The sequence below is a fragment of the Halomonas sp. E19 genome, from assembly GCF_052439355.1.
GTDB lineage: Bacteria > Pseudomonadota > Gammaproteobacteria > Pseudomonadales > Halomonadaceae > Halomonas.
On sequence record NZ_JBNFWU010000001.1, the window covers coordinates 481,877 to 506,445 of the forward strand.

Genomic DNA, 24,569 nt, shown 5'->3' on the forward strand with positions numbered 1-24,569 from the left:
CCGCCGGTGAAAAGGCGGGGCTTGTGGTCAGGCGAGTCGAGTGACCTCCTACGCGTCGATGCGCTTGTACTTCATGCGGTGCGGCGTGTCGTTGCCGACCCGCTTGCGGTGGTCCGCCTCGTACTCGGTGTAGTTGCCCTCGAAGAACTCCACGTGGGAGTCGCCCTCGAACGCCAGGATATGGGTGGCGATACGGTCGAGGAACCAGCGGTCGTGGGAGATCACCAGGGCGCAGCCGGGGAAGGCGAGCAGCGCCTCTTCCAGTGCGCGCAGGGTCTCGATGTCGAGATCGTTGGACGGTTCGTCGAGCAGCAGCACGTTGGCGCCCTGCTTCAGGGTCTGGGCCAGCTGCAGGCGGCCGCGCTCGCCGCCGGAGAGGTCCTTGAGGAACTTCTGCTGGTCGTTGCCCTTGAAGTTGAAGCGACCGACGTAGGCGCGTGAGGAGACCTCGTAGCCATTGATGTTGAGAATATCCTGGCCGTCGGAGACCGCTTGCCACACCGTGTGCTTGTCTTCCAGCGCATCGCGCAGCTGCTCGACGTAGGCGATGTCGACGGTGTCGCCGATCACCACCTCGCCGCTGTCGGGCTGCTCCTTGCCGGTGATCAGCTTGAACAGCGTCGACTTGCCGGCGCCGTTGCCGCCAATGATGCCGACGATGGCGCCCTTGGGCACGGTGAAGGAGAGATCCTCATAAAGCAGCTTGTCCTCGAAGCGCTTGGACACGCCATGGAACTCGATGACCTTGTCGCCCAGGCGCGGGCCGGGCGGAATGTAGATCTCGTTGGTCTCGTTGCGCTTCTGGAAGTCGCCGGACTGCATCTCCTCGAAGCGGTTGAGGCGCGCCTTGCTCTTGGCCTGGCGGCCCTTGGCGTTGCTGCGCACCCACTCCAGCTCGTGCTTGATCGCCTTCTGGCGTGAGGCTTCCTGCTTGGCCTCCTGCTCCAGGCGCTTCTCCTTCGATTCGAGCCACTGCGAGTAGTTGCCCTCGAAGGGAATACCGTGGCCGCGGTCGAGCTCGAGAATCCAGCCGGCCACGTTGTCGAGGAAGTAGCGGTCGTGGGTGATGGCCACCACGGTGCCGCTGTAGTCGTGCAGGAAGCGCTCGAGCCAGGCCACCGATTCGGCGTCCAGGTGGTTGGTCGGCTCGTCGAGCAGCAGCATGTCGGGGCTGGAGAGCAGCAGGCGGCACAGCGCCACACGGCGGCGCTCGCCCCCGGAAAGGTTGCCCACGCGGGCATCCCAGGGCGGCAGGCGCAGCGCCTCGGCGGCCACTTCCAGCTTGCGCTCGAGATTGTGGGCGTCGGCGGCCTCGATGATGTTCTCCAGGCGCGCCTGCTCGGCGGCCAGGGCGTCGAAGTCGGCGTCCGGTTCGGCATAGGCGGCATAGACGGCATCGAGCTTGGCCTGGGCGTCCTTGATCTCGCCCAGCGCCTCCTCGACGGTCTCGCGCACGTTCTTGTCGTCGTCGAGCTGCGGCTCCTGTGGCAGGTAGCCGACGTTGATCCCGGGCATGGGGCGCGCTTCGCCCTCGTACTCCTTGTCGACACCGGCCATGATCCGCAGCAGGGTCGACTTGCCGGCGCCGTTGAGGCCCAGCACGCCGATCTTGGCGCCGGGGAAAAAGGACAGCGAGATGTCCTTGAGAATCTGTTTCTTGGGCGGAACGACCTTGCCCACCCGATTCATGGTGAAGACGTATTGCGCCATGGGATTCCACAGAGTTGAGGGTTTCAGTGGCCCCGATGATAGTGGCCGAAGGAGACAAAGGCCAGTGCCGCGGCGGGTCTGGCGAGTGCGGCCCAGGGTGCCGGCCGGCACCCTGAAACGGCGTGGCAGGGGGAGTGCGAGGCCTTACTCTTCCTCTTCCTCGCCAAGCGACATCCAGTCGTCTTCGATGGCGCGCTTCAGGCGGCGCTCTTCCAGCAGGGCTTCGACCCGGCGGCGTGCACGCAGCGTGTCGGCGCGGCTGGTTGCCCGGGGGCGGACATAATCGTCGTCGTTGACCGCTTCGAGAAAGTCTTGCTCGTCTTCGTGAGCGTCGCTGACAAGGGGTTCATGGCTCATGCGAAATCCTCCCATGGCCCGGCGTCGACCGTGTGGCGATCGACATGTCGCACATCCGCTTCTTGTCCGAAGCGACGGACGGGAAGCGCCATCGATGCCCGAAAGGCACCTGACGGCTATATATCGTCCATGTCAGGCCGGTGCAACCCCTCGGGGCGATTTTTTCTCCTGCGGCTTTCTCCTGCGGCGCCGGCACCTTCAAGTTGCCAAGGCGGCAGGCAGCCCCGCCGCGCCTGGACGTCCGCGGCGGCGCGGCGGGTGCGACAGCATGACGCACCGCGTGTGCCGTCACTACTCGAAGCCCTGCTCCTGCCTGAGGCGCTCGAGCTTCAGCTGCAGCTCGACGCGCTCGGTGACATCCTTCTGTACGCCGATGTAGTAGGTCAGGTTGTCGTCGGCGTCGTAGACCGGGGTGATCGAAAGCTCGTTCCAGAACAGGGTGCCGTCCTTGCGGTAGTTGCGCAGCACCTCGCGGCAAGGGCGACCCTCGGCCAGCGCCTGGCGGATGTTGTTCAGCCCGGGCTGGTCGCGGTCGTCGTTCTGCAGGAAGCGGCAGTCCTGGTAGAGAATCTCATCGGCGCTGTAGCCGGTAAGCCTTTCGAAGCCCTTGTTCACGTAGATCAGGATGTTTTCATCCCCCTCCTGCTCGGCGACCACGATGCCGTCTTCGGAGGCATCGACGATTCGCTCCAGCAGTTCTGGGCTGATCAGAGGTTTGCGTTTCATGCACGGCCTTCCTGTCGGGTGCTGGCGCGTTTGCCTGCTTGGGCGCGTTAACGATTTTTCACTATGCCATATCATGGCCAGCCCACGTCAGCTTGACAACGCCATTGGCAGGCCTACTGCTGCACTTCCCGCAGCCTGGCGGCGCTAGCGGCGGCGGCCAGCGCCATGAGCGCGAGCGTGGCCAGCAGCCAGGGGGTGCCGAGGAACTGTGCCAGCAGGCCGGTCGCGCCGCCCACGACCAGCATGAGCAGCCCGGTCAGGGTGTTGGAGAGCGCCACGTACAGCGCCCGCCGGTCCTGGCCGGCCATGTCCACCAGGTAGGTCTTGCGCCCCAGGCGCACCCCGGCGTGCACGATTACCAGCAGCGCATAGACGAGGGCATAGGGCCATACGGTGGCAGTCCAGGCGCCGGGCAGCCAGGCGAAGCCGACGCCGAGCAGGCAGCAGGCTGCAGTGCCAAGGCCCGTGTCGCGCAGTACCCGGCGGCTAGAGGCATCGGCGCGCTTGCCCCAGACGGGACTTGCCACCATGCCGGCCAGGCCGGAGACCACGATCAGCACCCCCAGCCCGCCCAGTTCGGCGCCGCTCTGCTGCTGGCCGAGCAGGGCCACGTAGGGCAGGGCGAGAGCGCTGGCCATGAGCAGGGCGCGCGATAGGTTGAAGTGCAGAAAATCTCGGTCGTCGCGCAGCAGGCGCAGCCCCAGCGCCAGGCTGCCGGCGAGGCTGGCGCCGCCTTCCACGGCGCCGGGCGTCTCGCGAATGCGTGCTGCGCACAGGGCGTTGAGCGACCAGCCCAGCGCGGCGATGCCGAGCAGGGCGGCCAGGGCCAGCTCGCCGGGGCGGTCGTCGAACAGCATCAGCACCGCCCCGGCCAGCAGCGTCACGCCGCCCGCCACGCTGCCGCTCCAGCCCATCAGGCGGCCGCGGCGGCGCTTGGCGATGGTCTTGCCCAGCACGTCCTTGGTGGCGATGGAGGAGATGCCGCGAGCCAGCGAGAGCGACATCAGCGTGGCCAGCACCAGCGCGCCACCGACGCTGCCATGCCCGAACAGCGCCAGCAGCGCCAGGCCCGCCGCCGCCAGGGCCTGCAGCAGCCCGCCGGCCACCCAGGCCCACTTGCGCTGCGGTCTGAGGCGGATGAAGCCAGCCACGAACAGCTGCGGCAGCAGCGCGCCGGCTTCCCGGATCGGCACCAGCAGGCCGACCATCCACAGCGGCGCGCCGATCACTCCCAGTAACCACGGCAGTACCAGGCGAGCGCTGGAAAGCTCATCGGCCAGCTTGTTGCCGAGCGACGCCAGCACATGCAGCAGGGCGTTGCGCGGCTGCTCGTCGCAGGCGGCCTCGGGAATGTCCTGGCACAGGCGGCTGTCGTCGTCGCCGGTCAACCACTCGTACAGCCGGGACTGGCTGATCTGGCGTTCGCTCATGGCGGCTCCGTGGCTGCTATCATCGGCTTTTCATTGTTGCGACAGGGGCTCGGCATGTCACGTATCCGTATTCATTACTGCACCCAGTGCAACTGGCTGCTGCGCAGCGCCTGGTACGCCCAGGAGCTGCTGTCGACTTTCGGCGAGGCGCTGGAGGAGGTGGCCCTGGCACCCTCCCACGGCGGCTACTTCGAGATCTTCTACGACGACGAATCGCTATGGGAGCGCAAGCGCGACGGCGGCTTCCCCGACGTGAAGCAGCTCAAGCAGCGGGTGCGCGACCGGCTCGACCCCGAGCGCGATCTGGGCCATATCGATCGATGAGGACGGCGCTGACGAGTGTGGAGATAGTGCGTCAGGACCGTCAGGCGATGCTCTTCGGCCTGGGGGCGGTGGCGCTGTGGTCGACCGTCGCCACCGCCTTCAAGGTGGCGCTGGGCTACATGTCGCCGCTGGAGCTGATGTGGCTGGCGGCGCTAGTGTCCTGGCTGCTGATGGGGGCGCTGGTGGTGCGCCAGGGCCAGCTGGGCGACGCCCTGCGCCATGGCTGGCGCACCGCCGCCTGGGCCGGGCTGATGAAGCCGGTGGCCTACTACCTGGTGCTGTTCGGCGCCTACGACCGGCTGCCCGGCCAGGAGGCCATGGCGCTCAACTACACCTGGGCGCTGGCCATGGCCTTTCTCGCCGTGCCGCTGCTCGGCCAGCGGCTGACCCGCACCGACGTGGCGGCGGGGCTGGTGGCCTATGCCGGGGTGTGGGTGATCGCCACGCGCGGGCGGGTCTTCGACGTGGCCTTCGCCGACCCGCTGGGGGTGGCAATGGCGCTGGCCTCGACCCTGCTGTGGGCGCTCTACTGGCTGCTCAACGTGCGCGACGCCCGCCCGCCGCTGGTCGCCCAGTGGCAGAACTTTGCCGTGGCGCTGCCGGTGCTCACGCTGCTGATGCTGGTCGGCCCCGGCTTCACCTGGCACGGCTGGACGGCCCTGGGCGCCGGGGTCTACGTCGGCCTGTTCGAGATGGGCGTGGCCTTTGTGCTGTGGCAACTCGCCATGCACCGGGTGTCGCGTACGGCCAAGGTCTCCAACCTGATCTTCCTTTCACCGCCGGTGTCGCTGCTGCTGCTCTACCTGGTGGTAGGCGAGCCAATCCTCGCCTCCACCCTGGCCGGCCTGGCGCTGATCCTCGCCGGGCTGGGCCTGCAGCAGTGGCAGCGGAGCCCGTCGGACGCTCAGCCCTGAGCGGCGCCGCCCCGCTGGGCCCGGTGCTCTTCCAGCAGCGGCTCGAGCGCCGGCCAGACATTGTCGAGGATCACCGCCTGTGCCTGCGCCGTGGGGTGGATGCCGTCGGCCTGCATCATGCCTGCTTCCAGCGCCACCCCTTCCAGCAGGAAGGGCACCAGGGGAACGTCGTAGCGTTCGGCCAGCTGGGTGTACACCCCGGTGAAGGCGCTGCGGTAGGCTTGCCCGTAGTTGGGCGGGATGTCGATACCGAGCAGCAGCACTTCGGCGCCGCTGGCCTGGCTGGCCTCGATCATGCTGGCCAGGTTGCGCTCCATCTGCTGCGGCGGCAGGCCGCGCAGGCCATCGTTGCCGCCCAGCTCGATCAGAACGATGTCGGGCTGGTGCTGTCGGAGAAGCGCGGGCAGGCGGCTGGCGCCGCCGCCGCTGGTCTCGCCGCTGATGCTGGCATTGATCACCTCTGCCTTTTCGTCGAGCCGCGCTTGCAGCAGACTGACCCAGCCCGCCTGCGCGTCGATCCCGTAGGCGGCGCTCAGGCTGTCGCCCATGACCAGCATGCGCGGCGCATTCGCGGCCAGCGCCGGAGACGCGGCCAACAGCCATAGCAGGGCGATTAGCCAAGCGCTTTGCAGCCAACGAACAGGGAAGCCTTTCACCATGTCCCACTCCTCTACACGAGATGACAACACGACGCGCACCGCGTCGGTCGCTGGAAAGATCACACCGATTCTACATGCCGCCGGCCTGGCCAAGCAGGTGGTCAGCGGTGAACGGCAGCTCACCATTCTGAGTGGCTTGAGCCTTTCCGTGTTCCCCGGCGAGAGCGTGGCGATTCTCGGGCAGAGCGGCGCGGGCAAGTCGACCCTGCTCGGGCTGTTGGCCGGCCTCGACGAACCGAGCCAGGGTGAGCTGGCGCTGTTCGGCGAATCGCTAGGTAGTCTCGACGAGGATGGCCGCGCCCGGCTGCGCGCCGGCCGGGTGGGCTTCGTGTTTCAGAACTTCCAGCTGCTGCCCACCCTCACGGCGCTGGAAAACGTGCTGCTGCCGCTCGAGCTCTCGCCGCTGCCGGACGCCACGCTGCGGGCCAAGGAGTGGCTGGCCAGGGTGGGCCTGGGCGAACGCTTCGACCACCTGCCCAAGCAGCTTTCCGGCGGCGAGCAACAGCGCGTGGCGCTGGCGCGGGCCTTTGTGACCGGCGCCGAGCTGGTGTTCGCCGACGAGCCCACCGGCAATCTCGACCGTACCACCGGGGCCAGGATCATCGAGCTGCTGTTCCAGCTCAACCATGAAGCCGGCACCACGCTGATCCTGGTGACTCATGACCATGCCCTGGCGCGCCGCTGCGACCGCTGCCTGCGCCTCGAGGAGGGGCGGCTGGTAGAGCTCGATCGCAGCGAGGTGGAAGCATGACCGCAGGCCACACCGCTGTTTCCGCCAATGGCGCCGCGCCGCACCAGCTGCTGCGGCTGTCGACCCGCGGCCTGCTGCGCGACCTGCGTGCCGGCGACGTGCGCGCCCTGTTCGTGGCCCTGGCCCTGGCCGTGGCGGCCTCCACCATGATCGGCTTCTTCCTCGACCGGCTCGACCGCGGCCTGACTCGCCAGGCGGGGCAGCTGCTCGGCGGCGACCTGGTGCTCGAGCAGGGCCGCCCCTTCGATGCCGAGCTGCGTCGCACCCTGGAGGAGGCCGGGCTGATCCTGAGCGACCAGGTCGGCATGGTGACCATGGTCAGCCACGGCAGCGCCTTCCAGCCGGCGAGCTTGAAGGCGGTGGACGACCGCTACCCGCTCTACGGCGGGGTGCATGTCGACCTGGGCCAAGGCGTCGACGTGGTGGCGCGCGGCCCGGCCCCGGGTGAGGCATGGCTGGCGCCGCGCCTGGGGCTGCTGCTGGAGGCCGAACTTGGCGACCGTATCCAGGTCGGCGAGACCGAGCTGGTCGTTGCTGGCTTCATTGAACGCGAGCCCGACCAGCAGGGCGGCTTCAGCAACTTCAACCCGCGGCTGATGATCCACGTCGACGACCTGGCGGCCAGCAATCTCGTGCAGCCGGGGGCCAGGGTCAGCCACACGCTGCTGGGTGCGGGCGACCTGGCGATACTCGACGCGCTGGCGCCGCGCCTGCGCGAGCTGTCCCGCGACGGCGTCGAGGTGCGCGACGTGCGGCTCGACCGGCCGCAGCTCGGCAATGCGCTGGAGCGTGCCGAGCGCTACCTGAGCCTGGCCGGACTGGCGGCGGTGCTGCTGGCCGGGGTGGCGGTGGCCATGGCCACCCGCCGCTACGTGGAGCGACACCTCGATACCGCCGCGCTGCTGCGCTGCTTCGGTGCCACCCAGCGCGACCTCACGCGGCTGTTCGCGCTGCAGCTGCTGTGGCTGGCGCTGGCCGCCTCGGCGCTGGGTGCGCTGCTGGGGCTGGTGGGGCAGGCGGCGCTGCTGGCGCTGCTGGCCACCTTCCTGCCGCTCGACCTGCCGTCGCCCGGCATGCTGCCGCTGTGGCTTGGCGTGCTGACCGCGCTGGCCGTGCTGGTGGGGTTTGCCGGGCCGACCCTGCTGCGCCTCAAGCGGGTGAGTGCGCTGAAGGTGCTGCGCCGCGAGCTCGACCCGCTGCCGGCGTCGGCCTGGCTGGTGGTACTGGTGGCCAGCCTGGTGTTCGGCGCCCTGCTGTGGCTCTATTCCGGCGACCCGGGGCTGGCCGCGGCGCTGCTGGTGGGAGGGCTGGTCATGCTGCTGGTGCTGTGGGGGCTCGGTGCGCTACTGCTCGGCCTGGTGCTGCGCCTGGCGGCCCGCCTGCCGCAGCGTGGCGGCCGGCAAGGCGAGCTGTACCAGGCGCTGCGCCTGGGGGGCGCCAGCTGGCCCGCCGCCGCAGCGCCAGTCTCGGGCAGCTGCTGGCCTTCGCGGTGACCTTCTTTGCCATGGCGATGATCGCCCTGGTGCGCGGCGACCTGCTGGCCACCTGGCAGGACCAGCTCCCCGACGACACGCCGAACTACTTTGCCATCAACATCCAGCCCGCTGAGCGGACCGACTTCATGGCGGTGCTCGACGCCGCGGCGGATGACCGCACCGCGCTCTATCCGATGGTGCGCGGCCGCCTGACGGCGATCAACGACCAGCCCCCGCGCGAGGTGGTGCCGCCCGAGTCACGGGGCGACAACTCGCTGCGCCGCGAGCTCAACCTGACCTGGCAGGCCGAGCTGCCGGAAGGCAACCGGGTGGTGGCGGGGCAATGGTTCGCAGCGCCTGACCAGGGGCCTGTCGATGCTCAAGCGCAGCCAGGCTGGGTGGGTGAGGTGGCGGCGGAGGCGGCTCTGGCACCGATCTCGGTCGAGCAGGGGCTGGCCGAACGCCTCGGCCTGTCGCTGGGCGACCGGCTCACCTTCACCATCGGCAGCGAGGAGGTGGTCGGCGAGATCACCAGCCTGCGTGACCTGGACTGGGACAGCTTCCGGCCCAACTTCTTCGTCATCTTCCCACCCGAGGTGCTGGAACGCTTCGGCCACAGCTACATCACCGCCTTCCATCTCGACGGCGACCGCGGCGACACCCTGCGCCGACTGGTGCAGGAATTCCCGGGGGTCTCGCTGCTCAACGTGGATGCCATCCTGGCACAGGTTCGCGAGGTGATCACCCAGGTGACCCGCGCCGTGGAACTGGTGCTGCTGCTGGTACTACTGGCCGGAGTCAGCGTGCTGTATGCCGCCCTGACCGCCAGCCGCCCGGCCCGCGCCCACGAGAGCGGCCTGCTGCGGGTGTTCGGTGCCGGGAGCCGCTTGATCTCGCGGGTGCAGGGGCCGAATTCGCCATTCTCGGGCTGGCCAGCGGGCTGATGGGGGCGCTGCTGGCCGAATTGGCCAGCGCCGGCATCTATGCGCTCTGGCTCGATCTGCCGCCGCGCCTGCACCTGTGGCTGTGGGTGGTGCTGCCGTTAGGTGGAGCGCTGCTGATCGGCACCATCGGCCACCTGCTGTCGCGCAGCCTGCGCCGCCAGGCCCCGGCGGCAAGCCTGGGGCTGCTGGGTGAGACATAGGCCTTCGGCGTCGCCGCGCTCACGAGCGATCTGTTACAGTCGGTAAGGGAGTGCGGCTGCGCCTCCCGTATCGCTCAACCGACGTCGAACGGGAGGTGGCGTCAATGAAGGCACCCTATCAGAGGGCGAGGTTCGGCCTCGCTCTCGCTGCGGTCATGCTGGTGGCGCCCAACCTGGCGGCGGCCGATGCCAAGCGGCTGGAAGCCGACCTGCGCGCCATGTTCGGGGCCCACGGAACGCTGGCCATCGGCGACGTCTCCAGCGCGCTGCTGCGCTCGCGCCTCAGCGCCCACGACATTCGCTTCGAGACGCCGGAAGGCGAGCGGCTGCTCATCGACCGCTACGTGGTCAGCGGCGACTACGACCGACCCGACGAGGTCACGCTGGAAGGCCTGCGCCTCGAGGATGCGTTGACCGACTTCACGCTAATGAGCGCCGAGCGCATCGTGTTGGGCGAGCCCTCGCGCGCCGTCTTCGCCCTGGACGACGCGCTGGCCGCCGAAGCGGTGCGCATCGGCAGCCTCGCCATCGACGGCATCGCGCTCGATCTCGGCTCCGAGCTGGCCGACGATCTGTTCTATGCCACTCCGCTGTACGGCGGCCAGGGCGCCTCACCGTCGACAGCGTGCGCGGCAAATCCCTGTCCGGCACCGCTATCGAACTGTTCGAGGTGGCCGGGGTGGCGGGCACGCTGAGCGAGGTCGACGAGCTCGGCAGCGCCTCCTTCACCCTCGAGTCGCTGCGCATCGAGGGATTGACCGGCCTGGACAGCGACGGTGACGAACAGCTGGCCAGGCTCGAGCTGCGTGGCCTCGATCTGCTGACCGATTCGCTGGCCGCCTCTCTGGCACGCCTGGACATGGACGGCGACTTCAGCGACGGCAAGGGGGCGTGCAGGTCGAATCGCTGTTTCTCGACCTGGCCCGAATGATCGCGCTGGCGCCGGAAGAGGAGCGCACCCAGCTGCGCATGATCAGCAACGTGCTCACCGACGGTAGCGGCGAGCTGCGGCTGGACGCCGCCTTCCTGGCCAACTGGCAGGCCCAGGGCGAGCATGGCGTGCTGGTCAGCGACAGCCAGCTCAGCGTGCGGGACGCCCTGCGGCTGGCCTTCGACGTTCGTCTGCCGCTGGTCCTGCCCGACGGGGTCGCGCCCGCCGACCTGTTTGCCGACCTGGAGTGGCTGGAAGCGGCCACGCTGCTGGGCGGCGACCTGCGCCTGAATCTCGCCGATGGCGGCCTGTTCACGCGCCTGGCGACCCTGGGTGCGGCATTCGAAGGCGTCACCGAAGCCCAGTACATCGAGCAGGCACGCACCCAGGCCCAGGGCTTCGGCATGATGTTCGGCCCCGAAGTGCGGGAGCTGCTGCTGGGGTTGGTGAGCCTGCTGGAGGGCAGCGCCGAGGAGCTGGAGCTGCGCCTGACGCTGCCGCCCGAGAGCCAGCTGGCCAGCTGGCTTGACGACCCGCTCGGCCTGCCCGCCCGGCTCCAGGTGAGCGTCGAGACCCGCTGAAGCGGCTAAACCTCGCTTGAGTATTTCTGCAACCCACCATGATGGCCTTTCATGTGAAAGGCGTCATGGGCTGGGGTATCATGGCGCATCTGACTCTCCCCGTGATACGAGGTTTTCCGCCGATGTTCAGCCGTGACATGACGATTGCCGGTTTCGATGATGCCCTGTTCGATGCGATGCAGAAGGAAGTCGCGCGCCAGGAGGCTCACATCGAGCTGATCGCCTCCGAAAACTACGCCAGCCCCCGCGTGCTCGAGGCCCAGGGCAGCCAGCTGACCAACAAGTACGCGGAAGGCTACCCCGGCAAGCGTTACTATGGCGGCTGCGAGTACGTCGACATCGTCGAGCAGCTGGCCATCGACTACGCCAACCAGCTGTTCGGCTCCAGCTACGCCAACGTGCAGCCACACTCCGGCTCACAGGCCAACAGCGCCGTGTTCCAGGCGCTGGTCAAGCCGGGCGATACCGTGCTGGGCATGAGCCTCGACGCCGGCGGTCACCTGACTCACGGCGCCAAGCCCAACTTCTCCGGCAAGCACTACAATGCCGTGCAGTACGGCATCGACGAGAGCGGGCGCATCGATTACGCGGAAGTCGCACGCCTGGCCCGCGAGCACCAGCCCAAAATGATCATCGCCGGCTTCTCGGCCTACTCCCAGATCATCGACTGGAGCAAGTTCCGCGAGATCGCCGACGAGGTGGGCGCCTATCTGCTGGTCGACATGGCCCACATCGCCGGCCTGGTGGCCGCCGGCATCTACCCGAGCCCGCTGCCCCACGCCCACGTGGTCACCACCACTACCCACAAGACCCTGCGTGGCCCGCGTGGCGGCCTGATCCTCTCCGCCGAGGGCGACGCCGAGATCGAGAAGAAGCTGCAGTCCGCCGTGTTCCCCGGTGGCCAGGGCGGCCCGCTGGAGCACGTCATCGCCGCCAAGGCGGTGTGCTTCAAGGAAGCCATGGAGCCTGGCTTCAAGCGCTACCAGCAGCAGGTGGTGAAGAACGCCCAGACCATGGCCGGCGTGTTCATCGAGCGCGGCTACGACGTGGTGTCCGGCGGTACCGAGGACCACCTGTTCCTGCTTTCGCTGATCAAGCAGGGCCTGACCGGCAAGGACGCGGACGCCGCCCTGGGTCGCGCCCACATTACCGTCAACAAGAACGCCGTGCCCGGCGACCCGCAGAGTCCTTTCGTCACCTCCGGCCTGCGCATCGGCACCCCGGCCGTGACCACGCGTGGCTTTGGCGAAGCCGAGTGCCGCGACCTGGCCGGCTGGATCTGCGACATTCTCGATACCATGGCCAAGGGCGAGGATACCGCTGGTATTGAAGGCGAGGTGAAGGGCAAGGTCGAGGCCGTCTGCGCGCGCTTCCCGGTCTATCGCTGATCATCCAGCTTCTGGAAAGACACGCCCCGCACCGTGAAGACGGTGCGGGGCGTTTTGTTGATGCGCGAAAGTGAAAGCCAAGCCGCTGGCTTAGTCGACGATAAGATTGCCGCTTTCGATCATGTGGTTCACCAGGCTGGCTGCATCCGCGGCACCGAAGGCTTGCTGCAGGTCGGCAAGCGAGGCGTTGTCGAAAACGATCTTCTGATCGACGCCGCTGCCCTGGGTTGCGATATGCAGTTCGGCCTTGCCGTCCACTTCGGTGAAGAGCAGCTCGGCATCGCCACCTAGCAGGTCCTTGAGGTCGATCTTGTCGCCTTCCACCTTGCTGAAGTCCATGACCGTATCGACGGCGGGAGCGTCAACGCTGCCCTGGTCGTTCAGCATCCATTTGAAAGTATCGGCGCCCGCGCCGCCCCAGAGGATGTCGTCGCCGGCGCCGCCGATGAGCGTATCGCTGCCGTTGCCGCCAAACAGCTGGTCGTTGCCTGCTCCGCCGATCAGGATGTCGTTCCCATGGCCGCCGATCAGGATATCGTCGCCGCTGCCGCCCTGGAGGGTGTCTTCTCCACGGAACCCGAAGATGACATCGTCGCCAAGTACCGGGCTTGCTTCCTGGCCGTCTCCCGAGGCTTCGGTGCCTGAAATCTCGTTATCGCGCGACGGTCCGCCTTGGCCCGCTGAACCCGCGGTGAAGGTGAAGGTTTCGTAGTAGGTATTGAACTCGCTGTCCGTCACTTCGATGGTGACTTCCAGCGTGCCATCGTTTTCGCTGATGGCGGCGCCGTCCTTCAGCTTCAACTGGTCGCCCTGGACGATCTCGAAGCGATCGTCCCCGCCGACGATCTGGAAGCTGTGGGTATCTCCCGCATCGGGATCGACAGCGGAGAGGCTACCGATGATGGTGCCTGTCGGTGTCTTGTCGTTCGGGTTCGAGCCCGACAAGGCTTGAGCAAAATCCAGGTCCAGGGTCAACCGAATATCGGTCGGCGCCTGATTCTCAGCCTCGCCGCCGGGCACGGAATAGCTTTCGAAGAACCAGCGCTCTTGGGTGGCCTTTCCCTTCGTCCATTCCATGGAGCTCTTGTCGCCGCTGAACAGGTCTGTCAGGGCGTAGCTGCCAAGCTCACCGAAAGTGAGATAGGGGCACCGTCGGTGCTGTTTTGATTGAGCTCTACCTTAAACTCGCCTTGCTGGAAGGCCTCGAGCTGGCCGTCGTCGAGCTGGGTCTGCAGCCAGGCGATGACGCCTGGGTCGTCGAGTACGACGCCGCTGAGCCACGCCGTGTATTCCTTGGAGAAGACGTTTTGGCTAGCCAGCGAGGTGTCGCCGAGAAACGCTGAAAAGGAAGTCATTTCGTTAGATCCTCATATGCCTGATGCGTACAGGTGAAACAGGCATGAGTCGACTCGATGCCCGTCCGCCGCCTTGTATTTTTCTTCATTTTTCAAGGCGCCCTTTTCAGGCAGCCTGGCTGTCTCGGTGAGACCCGTGGCTTTCCGTCCCTGCATCACTGCAGGTTTGGCGGTACTGTTGGCGCAGCATTGCGAAGGGCCTGGCTGCTGCTGCAGGTTGGCCCTGGCACAATCATTTGCCCGTTTGTAAAGTTTTGCAACATCGAAGTGGGGTGAGAGTTACGCTTTCGCTTGTAAGCTGTTGGTGAAAAGGGGTCGGCCTGGCAGTAGAGCGCTCATAGGCTGTGTGTGAGGTGTGTCACGCTAACCGTCCCAAGGGTTGACCGAGGCCATGTTTTTGCCGGTAGCAAGATGATGGCATTGGGGTATCCTCACCAGAACCCGCAGGGCTCTGATAAGGAAGGGATGATGTCGACGTTGACGTTTCAAGGTGCCGTGGGGGAGGTCACCGGCTCTCGTTACCTGATCGAGGTCGAGGGGCGGAGCGAACCTACCGAATACTGCTGGAATGCGGCCTCCACCAGGGGGCAAGGAGGCGGACGAAGCCAACGAGGCGTCTTTCGCCGGCCTGGCGAAACAGCTCGATGCGGTGGTCATCTCCCATGGCCATCTCGACCATGCCGGGCTGCTGCCCAAGCTGGTCCGCGAGGGCTACGACGGCCCCATCTACTGCACTCGAGGAACGCGCGACCTGCTCGACATCATGCTGGCGGATGCCGCCTTCATCCAGGCCAAGGACGTCGAATGGGAGAACAAGTGGCGCAAGCGCAACGACAAACCGCTGATCGAACCTCTTTACGAGATGGAGGACGTGGAGCACACCCTGAGACGGTGCAAGTCGCAGGGCTATGGCCAGCCCGTTCAACTACCCGGGGGCGTGACGCTGGTATTCCGCGATGCGGGCCATATCCTGGGTTCGGCGATTGTCGAACTGGCGATTCCTTCCGGGGGGCAGACGAAGCGGCTAGTGTTTTCCGGCGATCTGGGCAACCCCAGCTCGGTGCTGATGAAAGAGCCGGAAAAGCTCTACGAAGCCGACCTGGTACTGATGGAGAGCACCTACGGCGACCGAGACCATCGCCCCCTTGAGGAGACCCTCGCGGAGTTCGCCAAGGTGCTGGAGGAGGCCCATGAGGCGGGTGGCAACGTATTGATTCCCGCCTTCGCCGTGGGGCGTACCCAGGAGATTCTCTATCACCTCAGCGTGCTCTACCACGAGGGCCGGCTCCGCCAACAGATGGTCTTTCTCGACAGCCCCATGGCGATCAAGGTCACCGAGCTCTACCAGCGGGCGCGCAAGTGGCTGGACCCCGACGACCTCAAGGTGCTCAACATCGCTGCTAGCGGCGACATCAGCCGCTACCTGCCGATCCTGCGAATGACCCGCACGGTGGAGGAGTCGATGGCGATCAACCGCATCCATGGTGGAGCGATCATCATCGCTGGGGCCGGCATGTGCAGCGGCGGGCGTATCGTGCATCACTTCCGCTATAACCTGGAGAAGCCCAATACCCGCCTGGTGATTGTCGGGTTCCAGGCCGCCGGCACGCTGGGCCGCCAGCTGGTCGATGGGGCCGAGAAGGTGCGGGTGCTGGGCAAGGAGCTGCAGGTGAAGGCCAGGCTGCATACTATCGGCGGCTTCTCAGCCCATGCCGGGCAGAGCCAGCTGATCGGCTGGGCCGGTGCCTTCCGCAACCAGCCGCGCTTCTACCTGGTGCACGGTGAGCCAATGGCCCAGGCGGTGCTCAAGGCCGCCCTGGCCGAAAGCGGCATCGACGCCGAAGTGCCTGCCTTCGGTGACCAGGTGATACTCTAACGCCCTTCCTATGGCTTGATGCAAATCAAGCTGCGACCTTGCCGCAGGTCGGCAAGGGGTTCGTGCAGTATTCTAAAATCAAGACGACCCTGATTCTGGCCGCTGGGACGATCGCCGAAATGATGCGCGATCCGAAGAGCCTTGTTCAGCTTCTGAACGCCAACCTTGTGAGGTGCATCGCATGAAGACCAACGTAGGCGGTATCGACAAGATCCTGCGGATCGTGGTTGGTGCCGTATTGATCGGCCTGGCCATCACGGGCGTCATCGGCGCCTGGGGCTGGATCGGTGTGCTGCCGCTGGCCACCGGCTTGTTCAACTTCTGCCCCGCGTACCAGCTGCTGGGTATCAATACCTGCAAGCTGAAGCGCTGAGGCACACGTGCCTTTACAACGAAGCCCGCTCCTGCAGCGGGCTTCGTCGTACTAGGCATGCTCATTTCGTCCATATCTGCATTCGTAATATTTCTATATAGAATAACGTTAGAACCAATTCCATGATAAGCTGTCTCCATGAGTGGCCCATTTTTTATGGAGGAGCGACCCATGACCCAACCCATGTCTGCAAGCCCCATCGTCACCGCCTTCTTCGACGAGCCCACCAACACCTTCAGCTATGTGGTGCAAGACCCGGATAGCAAGGCCTGCGCCATCCTCGACTCGGTGCTGGACTTCGACTACGCCGCCGGTCGCACCGACGTGCGTTCGGCCGATGAGATCATCGCCTTCATCCGGCACGAGGGGCTCACCGTCGAGTGGATTCTCGAAACCCACGTACATGCCGACCACCTTTCCGCCGCGCCCTACCTTCACGAGGCGCTGGGCGGCAAGACCGGCATCGGCGCCAGGATCGTCGAGGTGCAGGAGATCTTCGGCAAGGCCTTCAACGCCGGCAGCGAGTTCGCCCGCGACGGCAGCCAGTTCGACCGCCTGTTCGAAGAGGGCGATACCTTCGCCATCGGTAGCCTGGAAGGGCGCGTGCTGCATACCCCGGGGCATACCCCGGCGTGCCTGACCTATGTGATCGGCGATGCCGCCTTCGTCGGCGACACCCTGTTCATGCCCGACTACGGCACCGCCCGCTGCGATTTCCCTGGCGGCGATGCCCGCACGCTCTACCGCTCCATCCAGAAGGTGCTGGCGCTGCCGGACGAGACGCGCCTTTTCCTGTGCCATGACTACAAGGCGCCTGGCCGGGAGGAGTATCGCCACGTCACCAGCGTGGCCGAGCAGCGTGCGCACAACGTGCATGTCCACGAAGGCATCAGCGAGGATGAGTTCGTCAAGATGCGCACCGAGCGCGATGAAACCCTCGACATGCCGAAGCTGATCCTGCCGTCGGTGCAGGTGAACATGCGCGCCGGGCACCTGCCGCCGCCCGAGGAGAACGGCCAGGTCTACCTCAAGGTGCCGATCAACCGGTTCTGAGGACGCGGCATGAACCCGAAGCGCTACTTCCCGATCCTGCAGTGGCTGCCCGGCTACGGCCGGCTCGCCCTGTCCCGCGACCTGCTGGCGGCGGTGATCGTCACGATCATGCTGATTCCGCAGTCGCTGGCCTACGCCATGCTGGCCGGGCTGCCGCCGGAAGTCGGCCTCTACGCCAGCATTGCCCCGCTGCTGGCCTACGCCGTGTTCGGCACCAGCCGAACCCTGGCGGTGGGGCCGGTAGCGGTGGTGTCGCTGATGACCGCAGCCGCGGTGGGCCAGGTCGCCCCCAGGGTTCGCCCGAGTACCTGGGTGCCGCCCTGGTGCTGGCGCTGCTGTCGGGGCTGATCCTCACGCTGATGGGGCTGGCGCGGCTGGGTTTTCTGGCCAACTTCCTGAGCCATCCGGTGATCTCGGGGTTCATCACCGCCTCGGGGCTGATCATCGCGGCCAGCCAGCTCAAGCACGTGCTGGGCGTGGAGGCCTCCGGCCACAACCTGCTGGAACTGGCGACAAGCCTGGCCGGCAGCGTCCCTGGGTTCAACGGCCCGACGCTGGCGATCGGGCTTGGCGTGCTGGCGTTCTTGTATGCGGCACGCCGCTGGCTGAAGCCGGCCTTGCTGCGCCTGGGGGTGGCGCCACGCCCGGCGGACATGCTGACCAAGGCCGCGCCGATCCTCGCCGTGCTCGTGACCACCCTGGCGACCTGGGGGCTGGGGCTCGATGCCCTCGGGGTGGCCGTGGTGGGGACGGTGCCGGCGGGCCTGCCGCCGCTCACCCTCCCCGGTGGCGACATCGGGCTGTGGCGCGAGCTGTTCATGGCGGCACTGCTGATCAGCCTCGTCGGTTTCGTCGAGTCGGTCTCGGTGGGCCAGACCCTGGCCGCCAAGCGGCGCCAGCGTATCGACCCGGACCAGGAGCTGGTGGGGCTGGGCACCTCCAATATCGCCGCGTCCTTCACCGGGGGAATGCCGGTGACGGGGGCTTCGCCCGGTCGGTGGTCAACTTCGACGCCGGTGCCGAAACGCCGGCGGCTGGGGCCTTCACCGCGGTGGGCATCGCCCTGGCGGCGCTGCTGCTGACGCCGCTGATCGCGTACCTGCCCATCGCCACCCTGGCCGCGACCATCATCGTGGCGGTGCTCTCGCTGGTGGACCTGCCGGCCATCAAGCGGACCTGGGCCTACTCGCGCTGCGATGCGGCCGCCATGCTGGCCACCCTCGGCGTTACCCTGGCGCACGGGGTGGAAAGCGGCATCCTGGCCGGGGTGGGGCTCTCGCTGGCGCTGCACCTCTACTACACCAGTCGCCCGCACAGCGCGATCGTGGGCCGCGTGCCGGGCACCGAGCACTTTCGCAACGTGCAGCGGCACCGGGTCGAGACCGACCCGCGCCTGGCGATCCTGCGGGTCGACGAAAGCCTCTATTTCGCCAATGCGCGCTACCTGGAGGACACCGTGATGGAGCTTGCCGCGCGCCAGCCGGGCCTCGAGCACATCGTGCTGGCCTGCCAGGCGGTGAACGTGATCGACGACTCGGCGCTGGAGAGCCTGGAGGCGATCAATGCGCGCCTGAAGGACGCCAGCGTGCGCCTGCACCTGGCCGAGGTGAAGGGGCCGGTGATGGACCGCCTGCAGCACACCGCCTTCTGCCAAGCCCTGACCGGGCAGGTCTTCCTGAGCACCTACGACGCCTGGCGCGCGCTGCGCGACAACACGGCACTGGGGAGCCGCTGCGGCCAGGTCGCACGGGGCACGGCGGAAATCCCCACCTAATCCTGACTTTGACCGAAACAGAAGGAGTGAGCATGGACTGGAGTTCAAGCCTGCAAGGTTTGCTAGGCGGCGTGATGATCGGGCTGTCGGCCGTATGGCTGATGGCCACCCTTGGCCGCATTGCCGGTATCAGCGGCATCGTTGGCGGCCTGGTAACGGCCCTGCCCAAGGGCGACAGCGCCTGGCGCCTGGCCTTCGTGCTGGGCCTGGTCAGCGGCCCGCTGCTGTTGATGCTGCTGGGCGGCCAGCTTGGCAACGTGGCCGGCGAGCCCGGCGCGGTGGTGGGCCAGCCGGCGGGCGGCGTGCCCCTGATGCTGCTGGCCGGGCTGCTGGTCGGCGTGGGCACCGGCCTGGGCAGCGGCTGCACCAGCGGCCACGGCGTATGCGGCCTGGCCAGGCTCTCGCCGCGCTCGATGGTGGCCACGCTGACGTTCCTGGTGTGCGCCATCGTCACCGTCTATGTCGTACGGCACGTGCTGGGAGGTGGCGCATGAAAACCGTCATGGGGTATATCGCCGGGCTGCTGTTCGGCCTGGGGCTGGCGCTCGCCGGCATGACCGATCCCGCCCGGGTGCTCGGTTTCCTCGATCTCTTCGGTGCCTGGGATCCAACCCTGATGTTCGTGCTCGGCGGTGCCGTGGTGACCACCTTCATCGGCTATCGGCTGGTGTTCCGCCAGGAGCGGCCAATGTTCGGCGAAACCTTCCAGCTGCCCACCCGCCAGGACCTGGACGGCCGGCTGATCGGCGGCGCCGCGCTGTTCGGCATCGGCTGGGGGCTTTCCGGCTACTGCCCGGGGCCTGCCATCGCCTCGGTGGCGGGGCTTACCGCGCCGCTGCTGGCCATGCTGGTCACCATGGTGGCCGGCTGGTTCCTGGCCCGGGCAATTCCCGCTCGTTGATCCCGTCCCATCCATGACGCCTTGCCCTTAACCCCACCAGCCGCTTCGACTGGCTGATAGCCGCCCCGCCCGAGCCATCGCGCCCGGGCGGGGCGCTTCTCGTCAGGGCTGCTCGCCGCCCATGGCCTCGTGCAGGCGCTGGGAGTCGGGAATGCCCTGCAGCACCTCCACCCGCGTGCCGTCGCGATAGAAGGTGGTCGGGGTGGCGAGCAGGGCCAGGGCGTCGAACAGCTGGTTGTTGCGGTAGACCTGGTCCTCGATCTCGCGGGGCTGCGCCGAGGGGCGATGCTCTCGCCCTCGCTGTGGTTGTGCAGCGCAGCGGCCGGGTCGTCGGCGCCAAGCAGCGCCGCCGCCTTGGCCGGGCTGTTTGGCTGCAGGATGCCGACCATGACATGGCGCAGCTGCACCTCGCCTGCCTCGACCCAGGGGCGGGCCATCTCCCAGAACCGCACGCAGTAGGGGCAGTTGGGGTCGGTGAAGGTATAAAGCACCCGGGGCGCCGCCGGATCGCCGTCCTGGATCCAGTGGCTCTGCTCCAGGTCCTGCCATAGCTGTGCATCAAGGGGCGCGCGCACCAGCGTCTCGAGGGGGCTTCCGAAAGGTCGTTGCCTTCGGCGTCGACCAGGGTGCCGACGATGGCATGCTCGCCGTCGGCGGTGAGGAAGAGCGTCATCTCGCGCCCCTGGTGGCTGGCCGCGTAGCCTTGCAGCCCCTCCGGCGCGTCGAATTCGCCATGGATCTGCAGGCCCTCGTCGACCAGGGCCTGGATCGGCGCGGGCCAGCTCTCGGCATGCGCGGAAATGGCCATGGGAAGCGTGATCGGCAGGGCGAGTGCCGCCAGCGTGGCAGCAAGCAGCGGTGAGCGTTGGGCCATGTGGGTGTCCTCGATCGTAGGCGTAGGGCGGAACAAGAGCATAAACGATGGCTTTAATCAGCGTGAGCGAAGCGGAAGCGACGATACGCTGTGCGGCAGGGGCATCACGCTAGCCGGAATCCTGGCGTTGCACGCTGTGGCGACATGCCGCACCCTGGTGCGCCTGGCGGCCGTCATGGGTAAGCTTCTACAGGCCGGGCTGGGCACGACTTCTCGATGCTATCGCCTGGCCGACTGGCGCCACGTTACCACACAGGAACCCTGCATGATGAAGCCTCGTTCGCTGCTGGCCGCGCTCGGCCTTTCCCTGCTCTCGCTGCCCGTGCTGGCCGAGCCGCTGGCTATCGAGCAGGCCCAGGTACGCGCCGTTCCGCCGGGGCCGAAGCCTCGGCGGCCTTCATGGTGCTGCACAACCCAGGCGACGCCGAGGTCCGGCTGGTGGAGGCAGCGTCGCCCGCCGCCGCGGCGCTGGAGTTGCACCACCATGTCGACGTGGACGGCGTCATGCAGATGCGCCGCATCGCCGACATCACGATCCCCCCGGCGGTTCGGCCACGCTGGCTCCGGGCGGGCTGCACCTGATGCTGATCGGCCTGACGCAGCCCCTGGTGGAAGGGAGCCGGTGGCTATCGAGCTGGTGTTCGAGGATGGCCGGCGCCAGGCGTTGGACGCCCCGGTGGCCCGTGTTTCCGTGCAGGCCGTGGACGACGCGGCCCACGCTCACCACGGCCACGCCCATTAATCGCCACCTCATAGCCGGCAGGGTAGGGCGCGAGAAGGGATGGCCGGGTCAGAACTGGGCGCATAGCGGGCGAGCAGGTACAATGCGGAACACTTGATAGCCGTAGCCCTGCGCGACGCATACGTCGCCCTGCTCAGCGTTCGGATCGAAACCATGCACTGCCCCTTCTGTGGCGCCCATGACACACGCGTGACCGACTCCCGCCTGGTGGCCGAAGGCGACCAGGTTCGCCGTCGCCGCCAGTGCACCGCCTGCGGCGAGCGCTTCACCACCTATGAAACCGCCGAGCTGGTGATGCCGCGGGTGGTCAAGGCCGACGGCTCGCGCGAATCCTTCAACGAGCAGAAGCTGCGTGCCGGCATGCTAAGGGCGCTGGAGAAGCGTCCCGTCAGCGCAGAGGCGATCGAGGCCGCCGTCGAGCGTATTCGCCAGCGGCTGCGCGCCAGCGGCGAGCGCGAGATCCAGGCGCGCGACATCGGCGAGGCCGTCATGGAGGCGCTCAAGCGCCTCGACCAGGTGGCCTTCATCCGCTTTGCCTCGGTGTACCGCCGCTTCCAGGATGTCGACGAGTTTCGCGCCGAGATCGACCGGCTCTCCCAGGAGCCCGGGTTCTCGTCGGGCCATGTCGACGAGCCGGAGCGCTGAGCCGCCCCTTGCCCTGAACCCGCCTGACTCGCAGGATACGCCATGTCGACGCCGACTCCCGCCGCCTGGATGGCCCGGGCGATAGCCCTGGCCCGCCGCGGCCTCTATACCACCCATCCCAACCCGCGGGTCGGCTGTGTGCTGGTCAAGCAGCGCCGCCTGGTGGGCGAAGGGTGGCATGAGCGCGCCGGCGAGCCTCATGCCGAGGTGCACGCCCTGCGCATGGCCGGCGAGGCGGCCCGGCTGGCCACTGCCTACGTCACCCTGGAACCTTGCTCCCACCATGGCCGCACCGGCCCTGCGCGGTGGCGCTGATCGATGCCGGCGTGAGCAAGGTAGTGGTGGCCATGCAGGACCCCAATCCACAGGTCGCCGGTCGTGGCATCGCCATGCTGCGCGAAGCGGGAATCGAGGTTGAGGTGGGGCTGCTGGAAGAAGAGGCGCGAGCGCTGAACTCCGGCTTCATCTCGCGCATGACCCTGGGGCGCCCCTTCGTGCGGCTGAAGATGGCCATGAGCCTAGATGGCCGTACCGCCATGGAGTCGGGCGAGTCGCAGTGGATCACCGGCCCCCAGGCGCGCAGTGCGGTGCAGCGCCTGCGGGCGCGCGCAAGCGCAATCCTTACCGGGGTCGATTCGGTGATCTTCGACAATTCACGCCTGACCGTGCGGCCCGACCAGCTGGACCTGGCCGACGCGGAGGCCATTGCCAGCCGCCAGCCGCTGCGGGTGGTGGTCGATACGCACCTGCGCCTGCCCCAGGCTGCCGCCTGCCTGCGCGAACCGGGGCGCACCCTGGTGGCCACCGTCTCCGGCCATGACCCGCAGCGGCGTAGGCGGCTGGAGGCTGCCGGGGCCGAGGTGGTGGTCATGCCCAGCGATCAGGGCGGGCGCGTGGACCTGCATGCCTTGCTAGAGCACCTGGCGGAGCACGAGCAGGCCAACGAGGTGCTGCTGGAGACGGGCGCGACCCTGGCCGGGGCCATGCTGGACGCCGGTCTGGTCGACGAGATGCAGCTGTTCGTGGCGCCGACCCTGCTTGGCGGCGAGGCGCGCCCGCTGTTCGCCCTGCCGGGGCTGACGCGCATGGCCCAGCAGCGCCCGCTGGAGATAGTCGACATTCGCGCCGTCGGACGCGACTGGCGGATCACGGCGCGGCCTGCAGGTCAGGCTGAATCGCCGAGGCGTTAGGAGGCTTCTCAACTGCGCCCGAAGCCGCGCCAAGGTGCTCCCTACTGGCGCCCGAAGCCGCGCCAAGGTGCTCCCTACTGGCGCCCGAAGCCGCGCCAAGGTACCCTGACGCCCATTCGAGGCGGGGTGTCGACGTCAGCGCGCCTCACGGCGAGCCAGCATCGCCCATTCCCAAGCTGATCATTCGGAGTTTCCATGCATTCTTCCCGCGGGGCCTGGCGCCCATCGAGGACCTGGTCGAGGATATTCGTCAGGGCAAGATGGTGATCCTCATGGACGATGAGGATCGTGAGAACGAGGAGACATCATCATGGCCGCCGAGAAGGTCACGGCGGAGCACATCAACTTCATGGCACGCCATGCGCGTGGCCTGATTTGCATGCCCATGACCCGCGAGCGCTGCGAGCGGCTCAAGCTGCCGCTTATGGTCAGTGACAACGGCTCCGGCTTCGGCACCAAGTTCACGCTCTCCATCGAGGCGGCCGAAGGGGTGACCACCGGCATTTCCGCCGCCGATCGTGCTCGCACCGTCCAGGTGGCCGCCGCGCGCAACGCCCGCGCCGAGGACATCGTGCAGCCGGGCCACATCTTCCCGCTGATGGCCGAGCCGGGCGGCGTGCTGCGCCGGGCGGGCCACACCGAGGCGGCCTGCGACCTCGCCGCCCTGGCCGGCTGCGACCCCAGCGGCGTGATCTGCGAGATCATGAACGACGACGGCAGCATGGCCCGCCGGCCCGAGCTCGAGCGCTTCGCCGCCGAGCATGGCCTGAAGATGGGCACCATCGCTGACCTGATCCACTACCGCATCCACAACGAGCAGACCATCGAGCCGGTGGAGTCGACCCCGGTACACACGGCGGTGGGCGAGCTCACGCTGCATGTGTTCCGCGACAGGATACAGGGCGCCCACCACGTGGCGCTGGTCAAGGGTCAGCCCTCGCCGGAAGCCCTCACCACGGTGCGGGTGCACCTGGCCGACACCATGCGCGACCTGCTGGGGCTGCAGAAGGGTGCCAGCCGCAACTGGACCACCCACAGCGCCCTGGAAGAGGTGGCCCGTGCCGAGCACGGCGTGTTCGTGCTGCTCGACGATGGCCGCCCGCACCAGGATTTCCGCGACCAGCTCGAAGTCTTTCTCGAACGCCGCCGCCTGCCGCGCACCAGCGACTCCGACGGCGCCGGCAACTACCTGACGATCGGCACCGGTTCGCAGATCCTGCGTCACCTTGGCGTCGGTCGCATGCGGCTGCTCAGCTCGCCGTGGAAGTTCTCGGCCCTTTCCGGCTTCGATCTCGAGGTGGTGGAACTCATCTCGCCTGACGCCGCGTCGGCCAGCGAAGACGGCTAGGCGGCTCCGGCACGCCAGCGCAGGTCTCAACCGTTTCAGCAGGAAGAA

At 67.4% G+C, this 24,569-nt stretch carries 24 protein-coding genes, 4 pseudogenes and 1 riboswitch; of the genes and pseudogenes, 20 read left to right on the forward strand and 8 right to left on the reverse strand.

Features of this window, described 5'->3' with window-relative positions:
- Nucleotides 1-48 precede the first annotated feature (48 nt).
- The 4 genes from ettA to ACUDAL_RS02635 all read right to left on the reverse strand — a co-directional run bounded on the left by ettA (nt 49) and on the right by ACUDAL_RS02635 (nt 4,223).
- The gene (ettA, locus tag ACUDAL_RS02620) at nt 49-1,710 is read right to left on the reverse strand and encodes an energy-dependent translational throttle protein EttA (protein ID WP_444677039.1); all 1,662 of its coding nucleotides are present in this window, start codon (nt 1,708-1,710) and stop codon (nt 49-51) included.
- A gap of 144 nt (nt 1,711-1,854) precedes the next feature.
- Nucleotides 1,855-2,067: a PA3496 family putative envelope integrity protein gene (locus ACUDAL_RS02625; RefSeq protein ID WP_444677040.1), complete on the reverse strand. Its 213-nt coding sequence runs from the start codon at nt 2,065-2,067 to the stop codon at nt 1,855-1,857.
- Between the two features lie 291 nt (nt 2,068-2,358).
- Nucleotides 2,359-2,793 (reverse strand): PAS domain-containing protein, encoded by a 435-nt coding sequence (locus tag ACUDAL_RS02630; protein WP_444677041.1) that lies wholly within the window; start codon nt 2,791-2,793, stop codon nt 2,359-2,361.
- A 113-nt stretch (nt 2,794-2,906) separates the two neighbouring features.
- On the reverse strand, nt 2,907-4,223 hold the full coding sequence (locus ACUDAL_RS02635; RefSeq protein WP_444677042.1) for an MFS transporter: 1,317 nt from the start codon (nt 4,221-4,223) through the stop codon (nt 2,907-2,909).
- Between the two features lie 54 nt (nt 4,224-4,277).
- On the opposite strand from ACUDAL_RS02635, the gene ACUDAL_RS02640 reads away from it, so the two are divergent.
- Both ACUDAL_RS02640 and ACUDAL_RS02645 read left to right on the forward strand, forming a co-directional pair.
- Nucleotides 4,278-4,547, forward strand: coding sequence for a SelT/SelW/SelH family protein (locus ACUDAL_RS02640; RefSeq protein WP_444677043.1), 270 nt, complete (start codon nt 4,278-4,280; stop codon nt 4,545-4,547).
- A 26-nt stretch (nt 4,548-4,573) separates the two neighbouring features.
- Nucleotides 4,574-5,461 (forward strand): DMT family transporter, encoded by an 888-nt coding sequence (locus tag ACUDAL_RS02645; protein WP_444677044.1) that lies wholly within the window; start codon nt 4,574-4,576, stop codon nt 5,459-5,461.
- On the opposite strand, the gene ACUDAL_RS02650 is transcribed toward ACUDAL_RS02645, so the two are convergent.
- Nucleotides 5,452-6,120 (reverse strand): arylesterase, encoded by a 669-nt coding sequence (locus tag ACUDAL_RS02650; protein ID WP_444677045.1) that lies wholly within the window; start codon nt 6,118-6,120, stop codon nt 5,452-5,454. The two genes, ACUDAL_RS02645 and ACUDAL_RS02650, sit on opposite strands and share 10 nt — an antisense overlap.
- Here ACUDAL_RS02650 and ACUDAL_RS02655 point away from each other — a divergent pair.
- The 6 genes and pseudogenes from ACUDAL_RS02655 (at nt 6,119) to glyA (ending at nt 12,390) form a co-directional block, all read left to right on the forward strand.
- Nucleotides 6,119-6,871: an ABC transporter ATP-binding protein gene (locus ACUDAL_RS02655; protein WP_444677046.1), complete on the forward strand. Its 753-nt coding sequence runs from the start codon at nt 6,119-6,121 to the stop codon at nt 6,869-6,871. The two genes, ACUDAL_RS02650 and ACUDAL_RS02655, sit on opposite strands and share 2 nt — an antisense overlap.
- Nucleotides 6,868-9,490: pseudogene (locus ACUDAL_RS02660) on the forward strand (ABC transporter permease). Before ACUDAL_RS02655 ends, ACUDAL_RS02660 begins: the two are co-directional and overlap by 4 nt.
- Before the next feature lie 104 nt (nt 9,491-9,594).
- Nucleotides 9,595-10,185, forward strand: coding sequence for a hypothetical protein (locus tag ACUDAL_RS02665; protein WP_444677047.1), 591 nt, complete (start codon nt 9,595-9,597; stop codon nt 10,183-10,185).
- Nucleotides 10,170-10,421, forward strand: a complete 252-nt coding sequence (locus tag ACUDAL_RS02670) for a hypothetical protein (protein ID WP_444677048.1) — start codon at nt 10,170-10,172, stop codon at nt 10,419-10,421. The genes ACUDAL_RS02665 and ACUDAL_RS02670 overlap by 16 nt, the downstream gene beginning before the upstream one ends.
- Complete coding sequence (locus tag ACUDAL_RS02675) at nt 10,382-11,002, forward strand: hypothetical protein (RefSeq protein WP_444677049.1); 621 nt, start codon at nt 10,382-10,384, stop codon at nt 11,000-11,002. The genes ACUDAL_RS02670 and ACUDAL_RS02675 overlap by 40 nt, the downstream gene beginning before the upstream one ends.
- Nucleotides 11,003-11,124: 122 nt before the next feature.
- The gene (glyA, locus tag ACUDAL_RS02680; protein ID WP_444677050.1) at nt 11,125-12,390 is read left to right on the forward strand and encodes a serine hydroxymethyltransferase; all 1,266 of its coding nucleotides are present in this window, start codon (nt 11,125-11,127) and stop codon (nt 12,388-12,390) included.
- A 90-nt stretch (nt 12,391-12,480) separates the two neighbouring features.
- Here glyA and ACUDAL_RS02685 read toward each other — a convergent pair whose 3' ends face one another.
- Entirely contained in the window at nt 12,481-13,467 is a 987-nt protein-coding gene (locus ACUDAL_RS02685) for a calcium-binding protein (protein ID WP_444677051.1), read from the reverse strand.
- A 29-nt stretch (nt 13,468-13,496) separates the two neighbouring features.
- Complete coding sequence (locus ACUDAL_RS02690; RefSeq protein ID WP_444677052.1) at nt 13,497-13,745, reverse strand: hypothetical protein; 249 nt, start codon at nt 13,743-13,745, stop codon at nt 13,497-13,499.
- Between the two features lie 106 nt (nt 13,746-13,851).
- Nucleotides 13,852-13,926: riboswitch (cyclic di-GMP riboswitch) on the reverse strand.
- A 387-nt stretch (nt 13,927-14,313) separates the two neighbouring features.
- Between ACUDAL_RS02690 and ACUDAL_RS02695 the strand changes: the two genes are divergently transcribed.
- The 7 genes and pseudogenes from ACUDAL_RS02695 (at nt 14,314) to ACUDAL_RS02725 (ending at nt 19,722) form a co-directional block, all read left to right on the forward strand.
- Nucleotides 14,314-15,621: an MBL fold metallo-hydrolase RNA specificity domain-containing protein gene (locus ACUDAL_RS02695; RefSeq protein ID WP_444677053.1), complete on the forward strand. Its 1,308-nt coding sequence runs from the start codon at nt 14,314-14,316 to the stop codon at nt 15,619-15,621.
- A 38-nt stretch (nt 15,622-15,659) separates the two neighbouring features.
- Nucleotides 15,660-15,806: a hypothetical protein gene (locus tag ACUDAL_RS02700; protein WP_444677054.1), complete on the forward strand. Its 147-nt coding sequence runs from the start codon at nt 15,660-15,662 to the stop codon at nt 15,804-15,806.
- On the forward strand, nt 15,803-15,994 hold the full coding sequence (locus ACUDAL_RS02705) for a YgaP family membrane protein (RefSeq protein WP_444677055.1): 192 nt from the start codon (nt 15,803-15,805) through the stop codon (nt 15,992-15,994). Before ACUDAL_RS02700 ends, ACUDAL_RS02705 begins: the two co-directional genes overlap by 4 nt.
- Before the next feature lie 183 nt (nt 15,995-16,177).
- Nucleotides 16,178-17,047 carry an MBL fold metallo-hydrolase gene (locus ACUDAL_RS02710; RefSeq protein ID WP_444679293.1) on the forward strand — a complete coding sequence of 290 codons (870 nt, stop codon included), beginning with the start codon at nt 16,178-16,180 and terminating at the stop codon, nt 17,045-17,047.
- A gap of 9 nt (nt 17,048-17,056) precedes the next feature.
- Nucleotides 17,057-18,821, forward strand: a pseudogene (locus tag ACUDAL_RS02715) (SulP family inorganic anion transporter).
- 32 nt (nt 18,822-18,853) lie between these two features.
- The gene (locus ACUDAL_RS02720) at nt 18,854-19,315 is read left to right on the forward strand and encodes a YeeE/YedE family protein (protein WP_444677056.1); all 462 of its coding nucleotides are present in this window, start codon (nt 18,854-18,856) and stop codon (nt 19,313-19,315) included.
- Entirely contained in the window at nt 19,312-19,722 is a 411-nt protein-coding gene (locus ACUDAL_RS02725; protein ID WP_444677057.1) for a DUF6691 family protein, read from the forward strand. Before ACUDAL_RS02720 ends, ACUDAL_RS02725 begins: the two co-directional genes overlap by 4 nt.
- Here the strand turns inward: ACUDAL_RS02725 and dsbG are convergent.
- Nucleotides 19,608-20,297, reverse strand: coding sequence for a thiol:disulfide interchange protein DsbG (gene dsbG, locus ACUDAL_RS02730; protein WP_444677058.1), 690 nt, complete (start codon nt 20,295-20,297; stop codon nt 19,608-19,610). The genes ACUDAL_RS02725 and dsbG overlap by 115 nt on opposite strands.
- 65 nt (nt 20,298-20,362) lie before the next feature.
- Here dsbG and ACUDAL_RS02735 point away from each other — a divergent pair, with 65 nt between their 5' ends.
- The 5 genes and pseudogenes from ACUDAL_RS02735 to ribBA all read left to right on the forward strand — a co-directional run bounded on the left by ACUDAL_RS02735 (nt 20,363) and on the right by ribBA (nt 24,521).
- Nucleotides 20,363-20,584, forward strand: coding sequence for a hypothetical protein (locus ACUDAL_RS02735; protein WP_444677059.1), 222 nt, complete (start codon nt 20,363-20,365; stop codon nt 20,582-20,584).
- A 228-nt stretch (nt 20,585-20,812) separates the two neighbouring features.
- Complete coding sequence (locus ACUDAL_RS02740; RefSeq protein ID WP_444677060.1) at nt 20,813-21,178, forward strand: copper chaperone PCu(A)C; 366 nt, start codon at nt 20,813-20,815, stop codon at nt 21,176-21,178.
- A gap of 313 nt (nt 21,179-21,491) precedes the next feature.
- Nucleotides 21,492-21,983: a transcriptional regulator NrdR gene (nrdR, locus tag ACUDAL_RS02745; protein WP_444679294.1), complete on the forward strand. Its 492-nt coding sequence runs from the start codon at nt 21,492-21,494 to the stop codon at nt 21,981-21,983.
- Nucleotides 21,984-22,025: 42 nt separating this feature from the next.
- Nucleotides 22,026-23,173, forward strand: a pseudogene (ribD, locus tag ACUDAL_RS02750) (bifunctional diaminohydroxyphosphoribosylaminopyrimidine deaminase/5-amino-6-(5-phosphoribosylamino)uracil reductase RibD).
- A 182-nt stretch (nt 23,174-23,355) separates the two neighbouring features.
- Nucleotides 23,356-24,521, forward strand: a pseudogene (gene ribBA / locus ACUDAL_RS02755) (bifunctional 3,4-dihydroxy-2-butanone-4-phosphate synthase/GTP cyclohydrolase II).
- The last annotated feature ends 48 nt before the right edge of the window (nt 24,522-24,569 follow it).